This window comes from Micromonospora sp. LOL_014 (assembly GCF_048060245.1).
GTDB lineage: Bacteria > Actinomycetota > Actinomycetes > Mycobacteriales > Micromonosporaceae > Micromonospora_E.
The window spans coordinates 214,920-235,717 of record NZ_JBHMIP010000001.1 but is presented as its reverse complement, the minus strand read 5'-3'; the positions used below and the strand labels follow the sequence as shown (position 1 = coordinate 235,717).

Genomic DNA, 20,798 nt, shown 5'->3' with positions numbered 1-20,798 from the left:
TCAGCGTACGTCCCAGACCGGCTCGGGGACCTCGACCACCTCGCCGTCGCCCTGGAACAGCACGAACCGGTCGAAGGACCGGCTGAACCAACGGTCGTGAGTGACCGCGATCACCGTACCCTCGAAGGCCTTCAGCCCTTCCTCCAGCGCCTCTGCCGACGCCAGGTCCAGGTTGTCGGTCGGCTCGTCGAGCAGCAGCAGGGTGGCGCCGGACAACTCCAGCAGCAGCACCAGGAACCGGGCCTGCTGGCCGCCGGAGAGGGTGCCGAACCGCTGGTCGCCCTGGCCGGCCAGGTCGTAGCGGCTCAGCACGGCCATCGCCGCGTGCCGGTCCATCCCGTCGCGGTGGTCGTCGCCGCGCCACAGTACGTCGGCGAGGGCCTGGTCGAGCAGTTCCGGCCGGTCGTGGGTCTGCGAGAAGTGGCCGGGACGCACCCGGGCGCCGAGCCGGACCTTGCCGTCGTGGGCCACCGGGGCGAGCGTCGTGCCAGCGATCGGGCCAGCCGCCGGGTCCGGGTCGGTGCCGCCCCTGGCCAGCAACCGCAGGAAGTGCGACTTGCCGGTGCCGTTGGCGCCGAGCACCGCGACCCGGTCGCCGTACCAAATCTCCAGGTCGAACGGGTAGGTCAGCCCGTCCAGCTCCAGCTGCTCGCAGATCACCGCCCGTTTGCCGGTGCGGCCGCCGGACAGCCGCATCCGCAGCGACTGGTCCTTCGGCGGCAGCGGCGGCGGCCCGGCCTCCTCGAACTTGCGCAGCCGGGTCTGCGCGGCCTGGTACCGCGAGGCCAACCCGTCGTTGTACGCCGCCTTCTGCTTGTACATCAGCATCAGCTCGCGCAGCTTCTCGTGCTCCTCGTCCCAGCGGCGACGCTGCTCCTCCAGCCGGGCGTGCCGGGCGACCCGCGCGTCGTGCCAGCTTGCGAAGCCGCCGGGGTGGGTCCATGCGGAGCCGCCTTCGACGGCGACCACCCGATCGGCGGTCTGGGCCAGCAACTCCCGATCGTGCGAGACGTAGAGCACCGACTTGGTCGACTCGCGCAGCCGCTGCTCCAGCCACCGCTTCCCGGGTACGTCGAGGAAGTTGTCCGGCTCGTCGAGCAGCAGCACCTCGTCGGTGCCACGCAGCAGCAACTCCAACGCGAACCGTTTTTGCTGTCCACCGGAGAGTGTCCGGACGGGACGGCTATGGACCCGGTCCCACGGCAGGTCGAGCACGGCGGTGGCCACCGTGTCGAAGACGACCTCGGCCTCATAACCGCCGGCTTCGCCCCAGGCGGCGAGGGCGTTGGCGTACCCGATCTGGGTTTTCTCGGCGGCGGCCGGGGTCGCGCCCGCAGCCTCCGCAGCATGCACGGCCCGTTCGGCGGCGGCAAGCCGTTCTCCTGCGGCCCGCAGCGGCGGCGGGGCGAGCGACAACGCCAGGTCGGCGAGGGTACGGTCGTCGCCGATCATGCCGATGAACTGCCGCATCACGCCGAGCCCGCCGGAGCGGGCGACTGCTCCGGTGGCCACCGGCAGGTCACCGGCGACCATCCGCAGCAGCGTCGTCTTGCCGGCCCCGTTCGGGCCGACCAGCGCCACCTTGGCACCCTCACCGACCCGGAACGACACGTCGGCAAAAAGCTCCCGACCGTCCGGCAGGGTGTGCCCCACCGCGGCCACGTCCACGTATCCCACCCCGGCATGGTGCCTGATCGGGCCTGTCGTCGGCAGCTGAGATTCGCACCACCGGGTGAGCGACTGGCACTGGCGAACCGAAGTGGCGGTCAGTCGGCGCGGTTGGTGACCCGCAGCACCCGGTAGCCCTTCTGGCTGGCGTGCCGGTCCACCTGCCAGCCCTGCTCCCGCAGCCACTGCTGCACCGAGTCGCCGCCCAGGTAGCGGGCGATGACCAGCCAGCCGACGCCGCCCGGGGCGAGGCGGGGCAGCCAGCGGGCGAGCAGGGCGTGCAGCTCCGCCTTGCCGACCCGGATCGGCGGATTGGACCACAGCTGGGTGAAGGTGAGCTCCGGCGGCACGGTGTCCGGATCGGCCACTCGGACCCGGTCGGCGACGCCGAGCCGGTCGGCGTTGAGCAGGGTGAGTTCGCGGGCGCGGGCGTTGACGTCCACCGCGTGGACCGTGGCGGCCGGTGCCTGGTCGGCCAGCACGCAGGTGATCGGGCCGTACCCGCAGCCGAGGTCGAGGAAGGGGCCGGGGTCGGTCGGCGCGGGCAGGTCGGCCTTGCGCAACAGTACGGCGGTGCCCGGGTCGAGCCGGCCGGCGGAGAACACCCCGGCGGCTGCGGCCAGGGTGTAGTCGCGGCCGGCGACCGTGAAGTCGATCTCCGACCGTACGTCCGCGGTGCCGGGTTGCGGGCTGAAGTAGTGGTCGCCGGTCACCGGGGCATTGTCGCCCAACCTGGGTACGGCGTCGACGGCGGTCATCACGATCGAAATAGGCTTATGCCCGATCTTCAATTGATGCAAGTCTTGACCGGCAGCTCTCCCCCCAATCCATCCGTTACTCTGTGCGACATGACGTACGGGTACGAATCCGGCGCGGACCGCCGGCCGATTCGACCCGATCAATCGGTTCGGCCGCCGGGGTCCGCCGGTGAACCGCCGAGGCCACCGCGCCCCCGGCCCCAGCCGCCGCCCCGACCGCATCCCCGCGCTCAGCCTCAGCCGCATCCTGGACCGCCACGTCGGCCACCGCCTGCCGCACCGCCGCAGCGCGGTGCCGGGCCGGCACACTACGTTGTGCCACCGCCGCGTGGCTTCCCTGCGCCGCAGGCATTCCGCCCACCGCAGACTTTGCCGCCGCAGGCCGTACCGAGACCGGCGGACGGCGAACCTGCTGCGCCCGGATTGTCGTCCCGTACCGCCAGGGCGCGTCGTCAGACCGGCCGCGGGCGGCCGGGTACCGCCCCGCCGCCGGGCAGGACCCCCCGACCGCGTCGCCGCCCGACCGACGGTCCCACTGAACCTCGCGGCCGGCGACCGACCGGGCCAGCCACGGCAGGGTGGTCGTCGACGAAGCTGTGGCAGGTCGTGATCAGCGGCGTCGCCGTCCTGCTGATGCTCGGCGTCTGCGGGCTTAGCTCGTACTTCATCGTCGTCGACGAACGCAACGGACGGGCGGCGGCGGGTGCCCCGGCGGCGGCACCGGCCGTGGTCCCCCGGGACATCAGCTCCCGGCAGGCCGACCCGCAGCCGCTCACCGTTGAGGAGGTCTTCCCGACCGGTGACATCGTGATCGACCCGGCCGAGCCACCGTACCGGCTGCTGAAGACCCAGATCGAGGAGCGCTGCCGGGCGGCGGTCGCCGGCGACATCGGCACCCTGCTCGACGAGCTCGGCTGCAACCAGGTGGTCCGCGGCACGCTACGGTCACCGACCGGCGAGTACCTGATCACCACCGGGGTGTTCAACCTGGCCGACGCCTCCGGCGCGGAATGGGCACACACCCGGATCAAACCGATGGTCGACGAGGAGAAGGGCCGCTTTCAGGGCATGATCGCCGACGAGGGGACCGAGGCGATCGCGCTCTCCTCCGCCCAGGTCGGCTGGCACTCGCTCGGCCACTTCCTGATGTACTGCGTGATCGCTCGCGCCGACAGCGAACCGGTGCCCGCCGACGACCCGTACGCCCGGCAGATCCTCTTCGACATGCTGCAACTGCACCTGCAGACGAACGTACTGGAAAAGCGGGCGGTGCAGCCGGCGGCAGCGGACGACCCGGCCGGGTCCGACGGCGACGCGGCACCGGACGAGGCCGACGCGGCAGCCGACGCGGAGGCCGACGCGGCAGCCGACGCGGAGGCCGACGCGGCAGCCGGCGCGGCAGCGGCTCGGTGACCGGCCGTCAGCCGGCCGCCGGTAGCCGCAGCCGGCGGGTAACGCTGGCGCGGGCCGCGTACCCGGCCGGGTCGGTGGGGTAGCCGACCTCGACCAGGGTGAGCCCGTGCGGCGGGGCGACGGTGACCTCACTGGACCGTTCCCGCCGGGTCAGCAGGCTGCCCGGCCAGTCGACCGGCCGGCGGCCGTCGCCGACGAACAGCATCGCCCCGACCAGGCTGCGCACCATCGCCTGGCAGAACGCGTCCGCCTGTACGGTGCCGACCAGTGTCCCGTCCGCGTCCCGGCGCCAGTCCAGCCGGGTGATCTGCCGGATCGTGGTGGCATGCTCCTTACGCCGGCAGTACGCGGCGAAATCATGCTCGCCGACCAGCAGGGCGGCGGCGGCGTTCAGCGCGGCCAGGTCGAGCGGACGGGGCCAGGCAAGCGTGTCGTGCCGGCGCAGCGGCTCAGCACCGTACGGGGCGTCGGTGACCCGGTACGCGTACCGCCGGTAGGTGGCGGCGAACCGGGCCTCGAAGTCGGCCGGCACCTCGGTGACCGCCCGCACCCGGACGTCGCGGGGCAGCGTACCGGCGAACCGGCGCAGCAGCGCCCCGGACCGTTCGCTCCACACCTCGGCCGGCACGTCGAGGTGGCACACCTGGCCGGTGGCGTGCACCCCCGCGTCGGTACGCCCGGCCACGGTCAGCCCGAGTGCGACGCCTGGCCCGAACGCCCGGTCGAGTGCCTCGGTCAGCACCCCGGCGACGGTCCGCCGCTGCGGCTGCACCGCCCAGCCGGAGAAGTCGGTGCCGTCGTACGCGACATCGAGCCGCAGCCGGACGTACCCCTGCCGCACCTGATCCTCCTGTGTCGCATGGTTGCCGGAAAGGTCGCATGGTTGCCGGAAAGACGGTGGGACCCGACGCTGCTGTCGCAGCGCCGGGTCCCACCGGTTGTGCTCGTGCCGACTCAGGCCGTGTCGTCGCCTTCGGCGGCGGCTCAGGCCTTGTTGTCGCCTTCGCCGGCCGGGGCTGCCTGGGTCGCGCCCGTGTCGGTGTCACCGGAGGCCGACACCGGCGGCTCGGCGTCCTGGTCGGCCGCGGTGTCCGCGTCGGTACGCGCGGCCGGTGCCTCGTCGGCACCGGCGAGCGCCTCGACCTTGTCCTGCTGGGCGGCCGCCCGACGGTCGGCCTTGGCCGGCGCCGGGGTGGTCACCACCAGCTCCTCGACCAGCTCGATGATCGCCATCGGGGCGTTGTCGCCCTTGCGCGGTCCGGTCTTCACGATCCGGGTGTAGCCACCCGGACGGTTGGCGAACCGGGGCGCGATCTGGTCGAACAGCTCGAAGACCACGTCCTTGTCCCGCACGACGGTCAGCACCCGACGGCGCGAGTGCAGGTCGCCCCGCTTGGCCTTGGTGATCAGCTGCTCCGCGAGGGGACGCAGCCGCTTCGCCTTGGTCTCGGTGGTCTTGATCTTGCCGTACCGGAACAGCGAGGTGGCCAGGTTGGCCAGCATCATCCGCTCGTGCGCGGGGCTGCCGCCGAGGCGGGGGCCCTTGGTGGGCGTGGGCATGGTTGGTGCTCCTCAGTGGTGGCGGCAGCCGGCGTTACAGCTGCTCGGTCTCGCGGTAGTCGTCGGTGTCGTAGTCGGCTTCGCTGAAGGAGTCCACGACGTGTGCCGGGTCGAAGTTGGGCGCCGAATCCTTCAGGCCCAGCCCCATCCCGGCGAGCTTCATCTTGACCTCGTCGATCGACTTCTGACCGAAATTCCTTATATCGAGGAGGTCCGCCTCGGTCCGCCCGATCAGCTCGCCGACGCTGTTGATGCCCTCGCGCTTGAGGCAGTTGTACGACCGTACGGTCAGGTCCAGCTCCTCGATCGGCAGCGCCAGGTCAGCGGCCAGCTGGGCGTCCTGCGGCGACGGCCCGATGTCGATGCCCTCAGCGGTCTCGTCCAGCTCGCGAGCCAGACCGAACAGCTCGACCAGGGTGGAGCCGGCCGAGGCCAGCGCGGTACGCGGTCCGATCGACGCCTTGGTCTCGACGTCGATGATCAGCCGGTCGAAGTCGGTCCGCTGCTCGACCCGGGTCGCCTCCACCCGGTAGGTGACCTTGAGCACCGGCGAGTAGATCGAGTCGACCGGGATCCGGCCGATCTCGGCACCGGCCTGCTTGTTCTGCGCGGCGGTGACGTACCCGCGGCCCCGCTCGACGGTGAGCTCCATGTCGAGGCGGCCCTTGCCGTTGAGAGTGGCCAGCTTGAGGTCCGGGTTGTGCACCGAGACCCCGGCCGGCGGCTGGATGTCACCGGCGGTCACGTCACCGGGGCCCTGCTTGCGCAGGTACATGCTGACCGGCTCGTCGTGCTCGGAACTGACGCACAGCTCCTTGACGTTCATGACCAGCTCGACCACATCCTCCTTGACGCCGGGGATCGTGGTGAACTCGTGCAGCACGCCGTCGATCTTGATGCTGGTGACCGCCGCGCCCGGAATGGAGCTGAGCAGGGTACGCCGCAGCGAATTGCCGAGCGTGTAGCCGAAACCCGGCTCCAACGGCTCGATGGTGAACAGGGACCTCGTGTCGCTGATCGACTCCTCGGACAGAGTCGGCCGCTGGCTGATGAGCACGTACTTCTCCTTGGGTCGGGGCGACCGCTATATGACGCCCGTCGGTCGTGCGCCCGTCGACGGGGGCCGGGCCGGTGCCGTACGTCGGTGACGCCGGTCGACCGCGACCCCCGTCGACGGGGGGTGGCTCACTTCGAGTAGAGCTCGACGATCAGCTGCTCCTGAACCTGCGTGTCGATTGTCTGACGCGCCGGCATGGAGTGCACGAGGATCTTCATCTGGCTGGGGATCGCCTCCAGCCAGGCCGGGACGGTCTTGGAACCGGCCTCGCCCTGGGCGACCAGGAACGGGGTGAGCTCCTTCGACTTCGTCCGCACCTCGACGATGTCGTGCTCCTTGACGCGGAACGAGGGGATGTCGACCTTATTGCCGTTGACCATGAAGTGCCCGTGCTTGACCAGCTGGCGCGCCATGTCCCGGGACTTGGCGTAGCCAGCCCGGTACACGACGTTGTCAATCCGGGACTCCAGGATCTGCAGCAGCACCTCACCGGTCTTCGCCTGCTTGGCCACTGCTTCCTCGTAGTAGCCGCGGAACTGCTTCTCCAGCACGCCGTACACCCGGCGGGCCTTCTGCTTCTCCCGCAGCTGGAGGAGGTACTCGGTCTCCTTGGTCCGACCACGGCCGTGCTGGCCGGGCGGGAAGGGCCGGGATTCGAACGGGCACTTCGGCCCATCGCACTTGCTGCCCTTGAGGAACAGCTTCATCTTCTCCCGCCGGCAACGGCGGCAGTCAGCACCCGTGTAACGAGCCATCTCTTCCTAACCTCTCAGACCCGGCGACGCTTCGGCGGACGGCACCCGTTGTGCGGCTGCGGCGTGACATCGGAGATCTGCCCGACCTCCAGGCCGACGGCCTGCAACGAACGGATGGCGGTCTCCCGGCCAGAGCCGGGGCCCTTGACGAAGACGTCGACCTTGCGCATGCCGTGCTCCATCGCCCGCCGGGCGGCAGCCTCGGCGGCCAGCTGCGCGGCGAACGGCGTCGACTTGCGGGAGCCCTTGAAACCGACCTGGCCGGCGGAGGCCCAGGAGATCACCGCACCGGTCGGGTCGGTAATCGAGACGATGGTGTTGTTGAAGGTGCTCTTGATGTGCGCCTGCCCGTGGGCGACGTTCTTGCGTTCCTTGCGCCGGACCTTCTTGACAGCGGCTCCAGCGCGAGCCTTCGGTGGCATGAGTTTTCTGCGCTCCTATTGAACGATCGAGGTATCCGGGCGGGCCCGGCGTCGGCCAGGACTACTTCTTGCCCGGCTTCTTCTTGCCGGCGACGGTCCGCTTCGGGCCCTTGCGGGTCCGGGCGTTGGTCCGGGTGCGCTGGCCATGCACGGGCAACCCGCGGCGGTGCCGGATGCCCTCGTAGCAGCCGATCTCCACCTTGCGGCGGATGTCTGCGGCAACCTCCCGACGCAGATCACCCTCGACCTTGAAGCTGGCCTCGATGTGATCCCGGAGCTGGACCAGCTCCTCGTCGGTGAGGTCCCGGACCCGCTTGTTCGGGTCGATGCCAGTCGCGGCAAGCGTGGCGATCGAACGGGTCCGGCCGATCCCGAAGATGTAGGTGAGCGCGATCTCCATCCGCTTCTCGCGGGGCAGATCCACGCCGACTAGACGTGCCATGTGCGGGCGTACTCCTCAAGTGGTGTGCACGGAGGTCTGAGCCCGCTCCACCCCGGCTGCCCTCGCCGACCACTCAGCTGAGTGGGCCGGCATGCCGGGCCCCGGCCTCCGACCGGGGGTTGCGCCACGGACACGGCGACATGGTCACCGGGTGCTCGCGGCTGGAACGAGCATGTGCTGTTGTGCGATCGGCCGCCTGAACCGCCCCGTCGCCGGCCCGGCTCCTGCCGGTCGGCTCGGGGTCAGCCCTGGCGCTGCTTGTGCCGGGGGTCGGTGCAGATGACCATCACCCGGCCGTGCCGGCGGATCACCCGGCACTTGTTGCAGATCCTCTTGACGCTCGGCTTGACCTTCACGGTGTGCCTTACTTCCGTTGACGCCCGGCCGCGTATGCGGTGCGGGCTTGAGGACGGACACGGGACGCCCCGGCCGGCCGTCAGGCGGTTACTTGTAGCGATAGACGATGCGCCCTCGGGTGAGGTCGTACGGCGAAAGCTCGACGACGACCCGGTCCTCGGGCAGGATGCGAATGTAGTGCTGCCGCATCTTGCCGCTGATGTGAGCCAGTACCTTGTGGCCGTTGGCGAGCTCCACCCGGAACATGGCGTTCGGTAGTGGCTCGATCACTCGACCTTCGATCTCGATGGCCCCGTCTTTTTTCGGCATGTCCTCCGCTGTCCTGACGTCGGTTGCTCGGGATCGGCTCACAACACCATTCGCGGACGGACCCGTCCGGCCTGCCGACCGTACCGATTCGTCCGCGCCAGCCGCGGCTCCAGACGTCTGACGACGGGCTCGGCCCGGGTTACGGAAACCCAGGCGACACCCGATCAGACACGGCCTGCCGAAGCGCAGAGCAGGCACGCTGGAGTGGACGCTGTGCGCCGATCTATCAGTGTACGCGGGTTGTCACGCGGACAGCAAACCGCGCGCTGCCGCAGGTCAGCATACCCGACAAAGCGGCAGGAGCAGGGAGTTTACCGGCGACCCGCCGGGCGTCGGTCAGGCCGCCGGCCGACCGCTTGGCGTCCGGTGTGCGGCCGGGTGGCTACCCCTGGCCCGGGGCCGGACCGCCGGACCCACCGGACTCGTGCTCGATCCGCTTCCGTTCCGCCTTCTCCTGCCTGGCCAACTGCTGCCGGGCCTGCTTGGCCGCACACCGCTGCGGCTCGCCCTTGATCAGGCCCAGCACGGTGGTCACCAGCAGCACCGCACCCCACGGGCCGGCCACCCAGCCCGGCCAGAAGTACAGCAGGTTTTGAGCCATGACGCAGGTCACCGCCCAGATCGCGATGGTGATCCCGACCGCCGCCCCGTACCCGTCCCACTCGTTGACCAGCCACCGGCGGGTCGCACCGGGATAGCGCCCGTCCGGGCCGGGAGTCAACTCGGCGGGCAACCCGTCGGTGACGACCGGCGCCAACTGCGAGCGTCCGGCGGCGGTCACCGGTGGCAGATCGTCGAGCAGGCCGCCCAGATCACCGTACGTCTTCGCCGCATAGGCCCGCTGCAACCGCTCGTCGAACTCGGCAAGATCCAGTCGACCCTCGCTCAGCGCGTTACGCAACCGCTCGGCCACTGCCTCCCGGTCGGCGTCGGCCGCCCGCATCCCGTCCCGCCGATCCATGGCTACCAGCTTGACACCCCGGTGCCAGCCCGGCCAGACCGGCACCGGGCCGAGGGGCGGCCGGAGCCGGGGCAGGCCCCGGGTCAGCGTCGAGAATCGGCCGGCTGACGGGCGGTCACCAGATCGCCGAGCCGGGAACGCCCGCCGTCCGGCTCGGTCAACACCCAGACACCGTCCGGCAACAGCGCCATCGAATGCTCGACGTGCACCGCCATCGACCCGTCCCGGGTCACCACCGTCCAGCCGTCGGCGAGTTCGTTGGTGCGGGCCGACCCTTCGGTGATCATCGGCTCGATGGCCAACGCCATCCCCGGGACCAGGCGCGGGCCCTTGCCCGGCCGGCCGTAGTTGAGCACGTGCGGGTCCTGGTGCATCTCGGTACCGATCCCGTGGCCGCCGTAGCCCTCGACGATGCCGTACCGGCCGCCCGTGCGGATCGCCCGTTCCACCGCGTACGAGATGTCAGTGAGTCGGCCGCGGCCGCTGACCGCCCCGCGCGCCGCAGCGGCGATCCCAGCCCACAGCGCGTCCTCAGCGACCGTGATCATCCGCAGCAGCTCCGGACGTACCTCCCCGACCGGAGCGGTGAAGGCCGCGTCGCCGTGCCAGCCGTCCAGTACGGCTCCGCAGTCGACCGAGATGACGTCACCGTCGCGCAGCACCTGCCCAGCCGCCGGGATCGCGTGCACCACCTGCTCGTTGACCGAGGAGCAGATGGTCGCCGGGTAGCCGTGGTAGCCCTTGAACGACGGGACAGCGCCGGCGTCGCGGATCGTCTCCGCGGCGATGGCGTCCAGGTCGGCGGTGGAGACGCCGGGGGCGATCGCCGCCCGCATCCGGGCCAGGGCATCGGCGACCACCAGGCCGGCGGCACGCATCCGGTCGATCTGCTCCGGGGTCTTGAGCTGGATGTCCAACTGCTGGCGGCGCATCGGACGCTACCCGCCGTACGAACGCAGGGCGTCGATCGCGCGTACGGTGACGTCCTCGACCGGCCCGGTGGCGTCGATCCCGACCAGCTTGCCCTGGGCACCGTAGAAGTCGACCAGCGGCGCGGTCTTCTCGGCGTACTCCACCAGGCGATGGGCGATGGTCTCGGGCTTGTCGTCGTCGCGCTGGAACAGCTCGGCGCCGCACCGGTCACAGCGGCCCTCGGTCGCCGGCGCGTCGAACTCGACGTGCCAGATCTTGCCGCAGCCGCGACAGGTACGGCGACCGGACAGCCGCCGGATCACCTCGTCGTCGTCGACGACCAGCTCCAGCACCAGATCCAGCGCGGTGCCGAGGTCGGCCAGCAGCTTGTCCAGCGCGGCAGCCTGCGGAGTGGTCCGCGGGAAGCCGTCGAGCAGGAAGCCTTCGGCGGCGTCCGGCTCGGCCAGCCGGTCCCGGACCATGTTGATGGTCACCTCGTCCGGAACCAGCTTGCCGGCGTCCATGTATCGCTTGGCCTCGACACCCAGCGGCGTGCCCTGGGAGACGTTGGCCCGGAAGATGTCCCCGGTCGAGATCTTGGGCACGACCAGGTGAGCGGCGATGAACTCGGCCTGGGTCCCCTTCCCCGCCCCGGGGGGACCGACCAGTACCAGCCTCATCTACCGGAGGAACCCTTCGTAGTTGCGCTGCATGAGTTGGCTCTCGATCTGCTTCACGGTTTCCAGACCGACACCGACCATGATGAGCACGGCGGTGCCGCCGAACGGGAAGTTCACGTACTGGTCGCTGTCCAGCCAGATGAAGAAGAAGTTCGGCAGCACAGAGATGATGCCGAGGTAGAGCGCACCGGGGAGGGTGATCCGGCTGAGGATGAAGTCGAGGTACTCGGCCGTGGGCCGGCCCGGCCGGATGCCGGGCACGAAGCCACCGTACTTCTTCATGTTCTCCGCGACCTCGGTCGGGTTGAACGTGATCGACACGTAGAAGTACGTGAAGAAGATGATCATAAAGAAGTACGTGATGATGTAGATCGGGCTGGTCGGGTTCGCCAAGTTGTTCTGGATCCACGCCTGGACCTGACCAGGGTCGTTCGGATCGAAGAACTGCAGCCCGAGCTGCGGCAGGTAGAGCACCGACGAGGCGAAGATCACCGGGATGACCCCGGCCTGGTTGACCTTCAACGGGATGTAGGTCGAGGTGCCGCCGTACATCCGCCGGCCGATCATCCGCTTGGCGTACTGCACGGGGATCCGGCGCTGTGCCTGCTCGATGAAGACCACGGCGGTGATGACCACCAGGACCAGCACGATCACCAGACCGAACATGCCCCAGCCGTGGGTGTTCTTGATCGTCCACCCCTCGCTGGGCAGCCGTGCCGCGATCGAGGTGAAGATCAGCACCGACATGCCGTTGCCGACACCCCGGTCGGTGATCAGCTCGCCGAGCCACATCACCATGCCGGTGCCGGCGGTCATCGTGATGACCAGCACGCTGAGCGTCAGCCAGGTCGGCAGGCCGGTCCCGTCGGGGATGATCGGGTAGTCGTCGCACAGGTTGTTGAACAGCTGACCGGAGCGGGCCAACGCGACGAACGCCGAGGCCTGCAGGATACCCAGGCCCAGGGTCAGGTAACGGGTGTACTGGGTGATCTTGACCTGGCCGGACTGCCCCTCCTTGCGGAGCTGCTCCAGCCGCGGAATGACCACCGTGAGCAGCTGCAGGATGATCGACGCGGTGATGTAGGGCATGATGCCCAGCGCGAAGACGGACAGGGACAGCAACGCACCGCCGGAGAAGAGGTTCAGCAGGGTGAAGACCCCGCTGGAGTCCCCGGACTCCATGACGGTGATGCACTGCTGCACGTTGCCGTACGACACGCCTGGGCTCGGCAGCGTGGCGCCGAGCCGGTAGACCGCGACGATGAAGACCGTGAACAGCAGCTTCTTGCGCAGGTCAGGCGTGCGAAACGCACTGAGAAAGGCGGAGAGCAACTTCTTCCTCCTGCGCGAGGCGGCCGCCGGATGTTCTGGCGGGTCGGGATGGGTGCGGAGCGCCCGATATCCATGGCTGGCATCGGACTCTAACAGTCCGGCGTCGGTCTGGGCAGGCGTGCCTAGAACATACACCGGTCCCGATATTAACGGGACGGAGGCTTCACCAGTAGGCCGTGGCGCCCGTCAGTCGCGGACAACTGAGCGAGCGCCACGTCCAAGCTGGGCGTTCAGAGCTCGGTGACCGAGCCGCCAGCTGCGGTGATCTTCTCCTTGGCCGACCCGCTGAACGCGTGCGCCGACACCTGGAGAGATACACCACCGAGGTCGCCGCTGCCCAGCACCTTGACCGGCTGGCCCTTGCGGACCGCACCGGACTCGGCCAACTGCTGCGGACCGACCTCACCACCGTTCGGGAAGAGCTCCGCCAACCGGTCCAGGTTGACCACCTGGTAGACGACCTTGAACCGGTTCTTAAAGCCCTTCAGCTTCGGCAGACGCATGTGGATGGGCATCTGCCCGCCCTCGAACGCCGCCGGGATGTTCTTGCGGGCCTTGGAGCCCTTGGTGCCCCGACCGGCGGTCTTGCCCTTGGAGCCCTCACCGCGGCCCACCCGGGTCTTCGCGGTCTTGGCCCCCGGCGCCGGCCGGAGGTGGTGGACCTTGATCGCCATTACTCGACCTCCTCGACCGTCACGAGGTGGTTCACGGTGAAGATCATGCCCCGGATCTCGGGCCGGTCCTCCTTGACCACCACGTCGTTGATCCGCTTCAGACCGAGCGACCGCAGCGACTCCCGCTGGTTACGCTTGGTCCCGATCCCGGACCGGACCTGGGTCACCTTGAGACGTGCCATCACAGCCGCCCTCCGTTCATCTTCGCTGTCACGCCCCTGCGCCCGCGCGGGACGCGAGCATCGCGGCTGGGGCCACGTCCTCGACCGGCAGGCCACGCCGGGTGGCGACCGCCTCCGGCGACTCCAGGCTCTTCAGCGCGGCGACCGTGGCGTGCACGATGTTGATCGGGTTCGACGAGCCGAGGCTCTTGGAGAGCACGTCGTGGATGCCCGCGCACTCCAGCACCGCACGCACCGGGCCACCGGCGATCACACCCGTACCGGCGCTCGCCGGCTTGAGCAGGACCACGCCGGCGGCGTCCTCGCCCTGCACCGGGTGCGGGATCGACGCGGCGATCCGGGGCACCTTGAAGAAGTGCTTTTTGGCCTCCTCGACGCCCTTGGCGATCGCCGCCGGCACCTCCTTGGCCTTGCCGTAACCCACGCCGACCGTGCCGTCACCGTCGCCCACGATCACCAGGGCGGTGAAGCTGAAACGCCGACCGCCCTTCACGACCTTGGCGACCCGGTTGATCGCGACGACGCGCTCCAGGTGTGGGGTCTTCTCGACGGGCGCGTTGCCGCGACCGCCCTCACGGCGGTTGTCGCGGCGACCACCTTCGTTGCCACCGGACCCGCCGCCACGACGCTGTTGACCTGGCATCAGCAGCCTTCCTTCCTACTCGTGACGGGGTTTGCTTCGATTTGCGTCTGGACAGGCATCAGACGGCCGCTAGAACTCGAGTCCGGCTTCGCGGGCGGCGTCGGCCAGCGCGGCGATCCGCCCCGCGTACCGGTTGCCCCCACGGTCGAACACGACCTTGGAGATACCTGCCGCCTTGGCCCGCTCGGCGAGCAGCGCGCCCACCTTGCCGGCCAGTTCGCTCTTGGCACCCGCGGTACCCCGCAGCGACGCGTCCATGGTCGACGCGGACGCCAGGGTGTGGCCCTTGGTGTCGTCGACGATCTGGGCGACCATGTGCTTCAGGGAACGGGTGACCACCAGGCGCGGCCGCTGCGCGGTCCCGCTGAGGTTCTTGCGCACCCGGAAGTGCCGGCGCGCCCGCCCGATGGCACGCCGCGCGGAGACGCTGCCGCCCGCCCGACGCTTCAGCAACGTAGCGCTCACTGTGCTTTCCCTCCGTTCGTGACTGCGGGGCTCGCAAGCTCGCTCCTCGCACTCACTTCTTACCGGCCTTTCCGGCCTTGCGGCGGATGACCTCGCCCTGGTACTTCACGCCCTTGCCCTTGTACGGCTCCGGCGGGCGGATCTTCCGAATGTTGGCGGCGACCTCACCGACCTGCCACTTGCTGATCCCGGCCACGTGGAACAGCGTCGGCCGCTCCACGGTGAAGGTGATCCCCTCCGGGGCCGACACCAGCACCGGGTGCGAGAACCCGAGCGCGAACTCCAGGTCCTTGCCCTTGGCGGTGACCCGGTAACCCGTACCCGCGATCTCCAGGGTCTTTCGGTAACCGTCGGTCACCCCGATGACCATGTTCGACACCAGGGTGCGGCTCAGCCCGTGCAGTTCCTTGGCCTGGCGCTCGTCGTTGGCCCGGTTGATCTGGAGCTGACCGTCCTCGGCCCGCTCAACGGTGATCGACTCGGGCAGGACGTGCGACAGCTCGCCCTTGGGGCCCTTGACCGTGATGGTCGGGCCATCGATCTTGACATCGACGCCGGCCGGCACCGGGATCGACTTACGTCCAATACGCGACATTGTTACCAGTCTCCCGATTACCAGACGAAGGCGAGGACTTCCCCGCCCACGCTCCGCTTACGGGCCTGCCGGTCGGTGAGCAGCCCCTGGGACGTCGAAATGATCGCCACGCCCAGGCCGCCGAGCACCCGGGGCAGCTCATCCGACTTGGCGTACACCCGCAGACCCGGCTTGGACACGCGCTTGATCCCGGCGAGGCTGCGCTCCCGGTTCTGGCCGTACTTCAAATCGACCACCAGCCGCCGGCCGACGGCACCCTCTGCGGGGTCCTCGACCTGCCAGGTCGAGATGTAACCCTCGGCCTTGAGGACCTCGGCGATGTTCGCCTTGACCTTCGAGTACGGCATCGTCACCCGGTCGTGGTACGCCTGGTTGGCGTTGCGCAGACGGGTCAGCATGTCTGCGATCGGGTCGGTCATCGTCATGGGTCTCGTCAACCTTTCTCGCCGGGGTTCCCGGTGGCTGTGCCACCGGGCCTACGGCGAAGACCTGTCAAGGTGGGGTTACCAGGAAGCCTTGGACACGCCGGGCAGCTCACCGCGGTGCGCCATCTCCCGGATGCAGACCCGGCAGAGGCCGAACTTGCGGTAGACCGCCTTGGGCCGCCCGCACCGCTGGCAGCGGGTGTACGCGCGCACCGAGAACTTCGGCTTCGCGGCGGCCTTGATGATCAGCGCCTTCTTGGCCATAGCTCAGTTCTCCTTGAACGGGAAGCCCAGGAGCTTGAGCAGCGCCCGGCCCTCGTCGTCGGTCTTGGCGGTGGTCACCACCGTGATGTCCATGCCCCGGGTGCGGTCGATCCGGTCCTGGTCGATCTCGTGGAACACCGACTGCTCGGTGAGCCCGAAGGTGTAGTTGCCGTTGCCGTCGAGCTTGCGACCGTCCAGCCCGCGGAAGTCCCGGATCCGGGGCAGCGCGATGGACAGCAGCCGGTCCAGGAACTCCCACATCCGGTCGCCGCGCAGGGTGACCTTCGCCCCGATTGGCATCCCCTCGCGGAGCTTGAACTGCGCGATCGACTTGGTCGCCCGACGCACCTGCGGCTTCTGACCGGTGATGGTGGCCAGGTCACGCATGGCGCCGTCGATCAGCTTGGCGTCCCGGGCGGCCTCGCCGACACCCATGTTCACGACGATCTTGACGAGCCCCGGAACCTGCATCGGGTTCGCGTACTGGAACTGCTCACGCAGTTGCGCGATGGTCTCCTCGCGGTACCGCTGCTTGAGGCGCGGCGCCGGCCTGGTCTGGGTAGCGGTGGTCATCACAGGTCCTTACCGTTGCTACGCGCGATCCGCACCTTCTGGCCGCTGTCGTCGAACCGGTAACCGACCCGGGTCGGCTTGCCGTCGGAGTCGAGCACCTGCACGTTCGAGACGTGGATCGGAGCTTCCTGGGTGACGATGCCACCGGTCTGCCCGCCGCGCTGGGTGGTCTGGATGCGGGTGTGCTTCTTGATCCGGTTCACGCCTTCGACGAGGACCTTGTCCTGCCGTGGGTAGGCCGCGATGACCTTGCCCTTGGCACCCTTGTCCTTACCGGCGATGACGACGACCGTGTCGCCCTTCTTCACCTTCACGGTCACAGCACCTCCGGCGCCAAAGAAATGATCTTCATGAACCGCTTGTCCCGCAGCTCACGCCCGACCGGGCCGAAGATGCGGGTACCGCGCGGGTCCCCACCGTCCTTGATGATGACGGCAGCGTTCTCGTCGAAGCGGATGTACGACCCGTCCGGCCGCCGCTTCTCCTTCGCGGTCCGGACCACGACGGCCTTCACCACGTCGCCCTTCTTCACGCCGGCGCCGGGAATCGCGTCCTTGACCGTCCCGACGATCACGTCGCCGATGCCTGCGTAGCGCCGACCGGAGCCACCGAGCACCCGGATGCACAGGATCTCCCGGGCACCCGTGTTGTCGGCGACACGCAGTCGCGACTCCTGCTGGATCACGTCTATCTCCTATGTCTGCCAGTCCTCCGGTCACCCGGAGCTTGGAAGAACCTGGTCCGCGCTACGCGCGGGCTGCCATCCGGACCCGACCGACCCGAACGCCGCGCGACGGCGGCGGACGGGTCGCCCGGCTACTTCGCCTTCTCGAGGATCTCGACGACCCGCCACCGCTTGGTGGCGGACAGCGGCCGGGTCTCCATCAGCAGCACCCGGTCACCGACCCCGCACGCGTTCTGCTCGTCGTGTGCCTTCAGCTTGCTGGTACGGCGCATGACCTTGCCGTACAGCCGGTGCTTGACCCGGTCCTCGACCTCGACGACGACGGTCTTTTCCATCTTGTCGCTGACCACGAGCCCTTCGCGAACCTTGCGGCGGGCCCGGACGACCGTTGCGCCCTGCTCGGGGGCGGTGTTCTCACTCATGATGCAGCCACCTCAGTCGGCGCGGCGGAGAGTCCCAACTCACGCTCACGCATGATCGTGTAGATCCGGGCGATCTCCCGACGAATGACCTGCAGCCGGCGGTTGTTGTCCAGCTGACCGGTCGCGGCCTGCACGCGGAGGTTGAACAGCTCCGCCTTGGCCTCCCGCAGCTTCGTGACCAGCTCCTGCTCGGAGAGTTCACGCAGCTCGGCGGCCGAAACGCCCGCTGCCATCAGCTTTCACCCACTTCGCGCGTCACGATGCGGCACTTCATCGGGAGCTTGTGGATCGCACGACGCATCGCCTCACGCGCGATCTGCTCGTTCGGGAAGGACATCTCGAAGAGCACCCGTCCCGGCTTGATGTTGGCGACCCACCACTCGGGCGAGCCCTTACCGGACCCCATCCGGGTCTCGGCCGGCTTCTTGGTCAGCGCCTGGTCGGGGAAGACCGTGATCCAGACCTTGCCACCACGCTTGATGTGGCGGGTCATGGCGATACGGGCCGACTCGATCTGACGGTTGGTCACATACGCCGGCTCGAGCGCCTGGATACCGAACTCGCCGAACACCACCCGGGTGCCGCCCTTGGCGGCGCCAGTACGGCTCGGGTGATGCGGCTTGCGGAAGCCCTTCGGGGGCTTGCGCGGGATCAGCATCTGTCAGCCCTCCTGCGCTGAGCTGTCCGCTCCGGCCGAAGCGGCCGGAGTGGCCGGCGCGGCATCAGCCGGCGCGGCACTGCTGGTCGTGGTCGACGGGCCACCGGAAATCCCCGCGGCGGCCGCTCGGCCGGCCTCGGTGCCACCGGCGGTCGTCCCGCTGGAGCCGGAACGCCCGCGACGGGGCCGGTCCGGCCGCTCCCGGCGGGGACGGCTGGGCGCCTCGGCCGGAGCCTCCCGCCCCGGGACCGCGTCGCCCTTGTAGATCCACACCTTGACGCCGATGCGGCCAAAGGTGGTCCGGGCCTCGAAGAAGCCGTACTCGATGTTGGCCCGCAGCGTGTGCAGCGGCACCCGACCCTCGCGGTAGAACTCGGTACGGCTCATCTCCGCACCGCCGAGCCGGCCGGAGACCTGCACCCGGATACCCTTGACAATCGGGTTCTTCATCGCCGACTGCATGGCCTTACGCATCGCCCGCCGGAAGCTGACCCGGCTGGCCAGCTGCTCGGCGACGCCCTGCGCGACCAACTGTGCGTCCGACTCGGGGCTCTTCACCTCGAGGATGTTCAGCTGCACCTGCTTGCCGGTGAGCTTTTCCAGCTTGCCCCGGATCCGGTCCGCCTCGGCGCCTTTGCGGCCGATGACAATGCCCGGGCGGGCGGTGTGGATGTCGACCCGGACCCGGTCACGGGTCCGCTCGATGTCCACCTTGGAGATGCCGGCCCGCTCGAGACCGCTGGACATCATCCGGCGAATCTTGACGTCCTCGGCGATGTAGTCCTTGTACAGCTTGTCCGCGTACCAGCGCGACTTCCAGTCGGTCGAGATGCCGAGCCGGAACCCGTGCGGGTGAACTTTCTGACCCATTACTCGGCACCCTCCGTGCTGCTCTGCTTGCCGCCGGCCGGCTCGTTCGCGGTCGTGCCGCCCTGCGCCGTGCTCTCGGTCTGCTCCACGGCCGCCGGCTGCGCGTCGGTCGGCTGGGCCTTCTTCGCGGCCTTCGCCGGCTGGGCCTTGGCCGCGCGCCGCGTCGGCTTCGCCGCGACGACGGCCTCCACCGCGATGGTGATGTGGCAGGTCCGCTTACGGATCCGGTACGCCCGGCCCTGCGCCCGTGGCCGGTACCGCTTCAGCGTCGGACCCTCGTCCACGAACGCCTCGCTGACCAGCAGCGCGTCGGGGTCCAGCTGCTCGTTGTTCTCGGCGTTGGCGATCGCGCTGGCCAGCACCTTGTACACCTGCTCACTGGCGGCCTGCGGCGCGAACTGCAGGACGGTGAGTGCCTCCTTCGCGGGCAGACCGCGGACGAGGTCGACCACCCGACGCGCCTTCATCGGCGAGATGCGCACGTACCGCGCAACCGCCCGCGCGCCCGGAAGCACCGGAGCGTCGCCCTTCACTGGCATCGCTGTAACCCCTTGATCCTCTATCCGTGCCCGCGACTCAGCGCCGACGGCTCTTGCGGTCGTCCTTCTCATGACCCTTGAAGGTGCGGGTCAGGGCAAACTCGCCGAGCTTGTGCCCGACCATCGACTCGGTGATGAACACCGGGACGTGCTTGCGCCCGTCGTGCACGGCGATCGTGTGCCCGAGCATCTCCGGGGTGATCGTCGAGCGCCGCGACCAGGTCTTGATGACGTTCTTCGAGCCCTTGTCGTTCTGCGTCTCCACCTTCTTCATCAGGTGGTCGTCGACGAACGGGCCCTTCTTCAGGCTGCGAGGCATGTGCTACCAGACTCCTTCTAGCCGCGCTTGCGGGTGGCGTAGCGGCGGCGGACGATCAGCCGGTCACTCGGCTGGCCCTTACGACGGGTCCGGCCCTCCGGCTTGCCCTTCGGGTTCACCGGGTGGCGACCACCGGAGGTCTTGCCCTCACCACCACCGTGCGGGTGGTCGACCGGGTTCATCGCGACGCCACGGACAGTCGGGCGCTTGCCCTTCCACCGCATGCGGCCCGCCTTGCCCCAGTTGATGTTTGACTGGTCGGCGTTGCCGATCTCGCCGATGGTGGCCCGGCAGCGCACGTCGACCCGGCGGATCTCGCCGGAGGGCATCCGCAGCGTCGCGTAGGCGCCCTCCCGGCCGAGCAGCTGGATGCCGGTGCCGGCCGAGCGGGCCAGCTTGGCGCCGCCACCCGGCCGCAGCTCCACACCGTGGATGGTGGAACCGACCGGGATGTTGCGCAGCGCCAGGTTGTTGCCGGGCTTGATGTCGGCGCCGGGACCGGACTCGACGGTGTCGCCCTGCTTCAGGTCCTTCGGCGCGATGATGTAGCGCTTCTCACCGTCGGCGTAGTGCAGCAGCGCGATCCGAGCGGTCCGGTTCGGGTCGTACTCGATGTGCGCGACCTTCGCCGGTACGCCGTCCTTGTCGACCCGCTTGAAGTCGATCAGCCGGTACTGGCGCTTGTGGCCACCGCCGTGGTGCCGGGCGGTGATCCGGCCGTGCGTGTTCCGACCGCCCTTCTTGGGCAGCGGCACCAGCAGCGACTTCTCCGGTGTGGACCGGGTGATCTCGACGAAGTCGGCGACGGACGAACCACGGCGGCCCGGCGTCGTCGGCTTGTACTTACGGATTGGCATT

The 20,798-nt window shown here is 69.2% G+C and carries 32 protein-coding genes; 1 reads left to right on the top strand and 31 read right to left on the bottom strand.

The window, feature by feature from the left end; translation table 11 throughout:
- Together ACFHW1_RS01135 and ACFHW1_RS01130 are read right to left on the bottom strand one after the other, a co-directional pair.
- Positions 1 to 1,677, bottom strand: coding sequence for an ABC-F family ATP-binding cassette domain-containing protein (locus tag ACFHW1_RS01135; RefSeq protein WP_416551290.1), 1,677 nt, complete (start codon positions 1,675 to 1,677; stop codon positions 1 to 3).
- Between the two features lie 89 nt (positions 1,678 to 1,766).
- On the bottom strand, positions 1,767 to 2,381 hold the full coding sequence (locus ACFHW1_RS01130; protein WP_416551408.1) for a class I SAM-dependent methyltransferase: 615 nt from the start codon (positions 2,379 to 2,381) through the stop codon (positions 1,767 to 1,769).
- Between the two features lie 651 nt (positions 2,382 to 3,032).
- Here ACFHW1_RS01130 and ACFHW1_RS01125 point away from each other — a divergent pair.
- Positions 3,033 to 3,839 carry a hypothetical protein gene (locus tag ACFHW1_RS01125; RefSeq protein ID WP_416614652.1) on the top strand — a complete coding sequence of 269 codons (807 nt, stop codon included), beginning with the start codon at positions 3,033 to 3,035 and terminating at the stop codon, positions 3,837 to 3,839.
- A 7-nt stretch (positions 3,840 to 3,846) separates the two neighbouring features.
- Here the strand turns inward: ACFHW1_RS01125 and truA are convergent, their stop codons facing one another.
- From truA to rplB, 29 genes are all read right to left on the bottom strand, one after another.
- Positions 3,847 to 4,680, bottom strand: a complete 834-nt coding sequence (gene truA, locus ACFHW1_RS01120; protein WP_416551288.1) for a tRNA pseudouridine(38-40) synthase TruA — start codon at positions 4,678 to 4,680, stop codon at positions 3,847 to 3,849.
- Between the two features lie 143 nt (positions 4,681 to 4,823).
- Positions 4,824 to 5,399: a 50S ribosomal protein L17 gene (rplQ, locus tag ACFHW1_RS01115; protein WP_416589852.1), complete on the bottom strand. Its 576-nt coding sequence runs from the start codon at positions 5,397 to 5,399 to the stop codon at positions 4,824 to 4,826.
- A 34-nt stretch (positions 5,400 to 5,433) separates the two neighbouring features.
- The gene (locus tag ACFHW1_RS01110; RefSeq protein ID WP_278173705.1) at positions 5,434 to 6,456 is read right to left on the bottom strand and encodes a DNA-directed RNA polymerase subunit alpha; all 1,023 of its coding nucleotides are present in this window, start codon (positions 6,454 to 6,456) and stop codon (positions 5,434 to 5,436) included.
- 128 nt (positions 6,457 to 6,584) lie between these two features.
- Positions 6,585 to 7,211 (bottom strand): 30S ribosomal protein S4, encoded by a 627-nt coding sequence (rpsD, locus tag ACFHW1_RS01105; RefSeq protein ID WP_416551286.1) that lies wholly within the window; start codon positions 7,209 to 7,211, stop codon positions 6,585 to 6,587.
- Positions 7,212 to 7,225: 14 nt separating this feature from the next.
- Entirely contained in the window at positions 7,226 to 7,633 is a 408-nt protein-coding gene (rpsK, locus tag ACFHW1_RS01100) for a 30S ribosomal protein S11 (protein WP_007073011.1), read from the bottom strand.
- A 61-nt stretch (positions 7,634 to 7,694) separates the two neighbouring features.
- On the bottom strand, positions 7,695 to 8,075 hold the full coding sequence (gene rpsM, locus ACFHW1_RS01095; RefSeq protein ID WP_123606127.1) for a 30S ribosomal protein S13: 381 nt from the start codon (positions 8,073 to 8,075) through the stop codon (positions 7,695 to 7,697).
- Between the two features lie 242 nt (positions 8,076 to 8,317).
- Positions 8,318 to 8,431: a 50S ribosomal protein L36 gene (gene rpmJ, locus ACFHW1_RS01090; RefSeq protein WP_012184307.1), complete on the bottom strand. Its 114-nt coding sequence runs from the start codon at positions 8,429 to 8,431 to the stop codon at positions 8,318 to 8,320.
- Between the two features lie 88 nt (positions 8,432 to 8,519).
- Complete coding sequence (gene infA, locus ACFHW1_RS01085; protein WP_007073013.1) at positions 8,520 to 8,741, bottom strand: translation initiation factor IF-1; 222 nt, start codon at positions 8,739 to 8,741, stop codon at positions 8,520 to 8,522.
- Between the two features lie 382 nt (positions 8,742 to 9,123).
- A complete protein-coding gene (locus tag ACFHW1_RS01080; protein WP_416551285.1) occupies positions 9,124 to 9,702 on the bottom strand; it encodes a DUF1707 SHOCT-like domain-containing protein in 579 nt (192 codons plus the stop codon).
- Between the two features lie 83 nt (positions 9,703 to 9,785).
- Positions 9,786 to 10,634, bottom strand: coding sequence for a type I methionyl aminopeptidase (gene map / locus ACFHW1_RS01075; protein ID WP_416551284.1), 849 nt, complete (start codon positions 10,632 to 10,634; stop codon positions 9,786 to 9,788).
- Between the two features lie 6 nt (positions 10,635 to 10,640).
- The gene (locus ACFHW1_RS01070; protein ID WP_416551283.1) at positions 10,641 to 11,294 is read right to left on the bottom strand and encodes an adenylate kinase; all 654 of its coding nucleotides are present in this window, start codon (positions 11,292 to 11,294) and stop codon (positions 10,641 to 10,643) included.
- Positions 11,295 to 12,626: a preprotein translocase subunit SecY gene (gene secY / locus ACFHW1_RS01065; RefSeq protein ID WP_416551282.1), complete on the bottom strand. Its 1,332-nt coding sequence runs from the start codon at positions 12,624 to 12,626 to the stop codon at positions 11,295 to 11,297. It abuts the gene before it with no gap.
- Between the two features lie 230 nt (positions 12,627 to 12,856).
- A complete protein-coding gene (rplO, locus tag ACFHW1_RS01060) occupies positions 12,857 to 13,300 on the bottom strand; it encodes a 50S ribosomal protein L15 (protein ID WP_278173697.1) in 444 nt (147 codons plus the stop codon).
- Positions 13,300 to 13,482: a 50S ribosomal protein L30 gene (gene rpmD / locus ACFHW1_RS01055; RefSeq protein WP_416551281.1), complete on the bottom strand. Its 183-nt coding sequence runs from the start codon at positions 13,480 to 13,482 to the stop codon at positions 13,300 to 13,302. Before rpmD ends, rplO begins: the two co-directional genes overlap by 1 nt.
- A gap of 28 nt (positions 13,483 to 13,510) precedes the next feature.
- A complete protein-coding gene (rpsE, locus tag ACFHW1_RS01050) occupies positions 13,511 to 14,125 on the bottom strand; it encodes a 30S ribosomal protein S5 (protein WP_123606133.1) in 615 nt (204 codons plus the stop codon).
- A 69-nt stretch (positions 14,126 to 14,194) separates the two neighbouring features.
- Complete coding sequence (rplR, locus tag ACFHW1_RS01045; RefSeq protein ID WP_416551407.1) at positions 14,195 to 14,578, bottom strand: 50S ribosomal protein L18; 384 nt, start codon at positions 14,576 to 14,578, stop codon at positions 14,195 to 14,197.
- A gap of 64 nt (positions 14,579 to 14,642) precedes the next feature.
- On the bottom strand, positions 14,643 to 15,185 hold the full coding sequence (gene rplF, locus ACFHW1_RS01040; RefSeq protein WP_416614650.1) for a 50S ribosomal protein L6: 543 nt from the start codon (positions 15,183 to 15,185) through the stop codon (positions 14,643 to 14,645).
- A 17-nt stretch (positions 15,186 to 15,202) separates the two neighbouring features.
- Positions 15,203 to 15,610: a 30S ribosomal protein S8 gene (gene rpsH / locus ACFHW1_RS01035; protein ID WP_123606136.1), complete on the bottom strand. Its 408-nt coding sequence runs from the start codon at positions 15,608 to 15,610 to the stop codon at positions 15,203 to 15,205.
- A 78-nt stretch (positions 15,611 to 15,688) separates the two neighbouring features.
- Positions 15,689 to 15,874 carry a type Z 30S ribosomal protein S14 gene (locus ACFHW1_RS01030; protein ID WP_007465272.1) on the bottom strand — a complete coding sequence of 62 codons (186 nt, stop codon included), beginning with the start codon at positions 15,872 to 15,874 and terminating at the stop codon, positions 15,689 to 15,691.
- A 3-nt stretch (positions 15,875 to 15,877) separates the two neighbouring features.
- Positions 15,878 to 16,447, bottom strand: coding sequence for a 50S ribosomal protein L5 (gene rplE, locus ACFHW1_RS01025; RefSeq protein ID WP_278173693.1), 570 nt, complete (start codon positions 16,445 to 16,447; stop codon positions 15,878 to 15,880).
- Positions 16,447 to 16,767: a 50S ribosomal protein L24 gene (gene rplX, locus ACFHW1_RS01020; protein ID WP_123606138.1), complete on the bottom strand. Its 321-nt coding sequence runs from the start codon at positions 16,765 to 16,767 to the stop codon at positions 16,447 to 16,449. The genes rplE and rplX overlap by 1 nt, the downstream gene beginning before the upstream one ends.
- Complete coding sequence (gene rplN, locus ACFHW1_RS01015; RefSeq protein WP_123606139.1) at positions 16,764 to 17,132, bottom strand: 50S ribosomal protein L14; 369 nt, start codon at positions 17,130 to 17,132, stop codon at positions 16,764 to 16,766. Before rplN ends, rplX begins: the two co-directional genes overlap by 4 nt.
- 131 nt (positions 17,133 to 17,263) lie before the next feature.
- The gene (gene rpsQ, locus ACFHW1_RS01010) at positions 17,264 to 17,554 is read right to left on the bottom strand and encodes a 30S ribosomal protein S17 (protein ID WP_123606140.1); all 291 of its coding nucleotides are present in this window, start codon (positions 17,552 to 17,554) and stop codon (positions 17,264 to 17,266) included.
- Entirely contained in the window at positions 17,551 to 17,787 is a 237-nt protein-coding gene (gene rpmC, locus ACFHW1_RS01005) for a 50S ribosomal protein L29 (protein ID WP_416551279.1), read from the bottom strand. Before rpmC ends, rpsQ begins: the two co-directional genes overlap by 4 nt.
- Positions 17,787 to 18,212, bottom strand: a complete 426-nt coding sequence (gene rplP / locus ACFHW1_RS01000; RefSeq protein WP_123606142.1) for a 50S ribosomal protein L16 — start codon at positions 18,210 to 18,212, stop codon at positions 17,787 to 17,789. The genes rpmC and rplP overlap by 1 nt, the downstream gene beginning before the upstream one ends.
- A gap of 3 nt (positions 18,213 to 18,215) precedes the next feature.
- On the bottom strand, positions 18,216 to 19,082 hold the full coding sequence (gene rpsC / locus ACFHW1_RS00995; RefSeq protein WP_416551278.1) for a 30S ribosomal protein S3: 867 nt from the start codon (positions 19,080 to 19,082) through the stop codon (positions 18,216 to 18,218).
- Entirely contained in the window at positions 19,082 to 19,621 is a 540-nt protein-coding gene (gene rplV, locus ACFHW1_RS00990) for a 50S ribosomal protein L22 (RefSeq protein ID WP_416551277.1), read from the bottom strand. Before rplV ends, rpsC begins: the two co-directional genes overlap by 1 nt.
- A 37-nt stretch (positions 19,622 to 19,658) precedes the next feature.
- Complete coding sequence (gene rpsS / locus ACFHW1_RS00985) at positions 19,659 to 19,940, bottom strand: 30S ribosomal protein S19 (RefSeq protein WP_123606145.1); 282 nt, start codon at positions 19,938 to 19,940, stop codon at positions 19,659 to 19,661.
- 17 nt (positions 19,941 to 19,957) lie between these two features.
- A complete protein-coding gene (rplB, locus tag ACFHW1_RS00980; RefSeq protein WP_416551276.1) occupies positions 19,958 to 20,797 on the bottom strand; it encodes a 50S ribosomal protein L2 in 840 nt (279 codons plus the stop codon).
- Position 20,798: the final 1 nt, after the last annotated feature.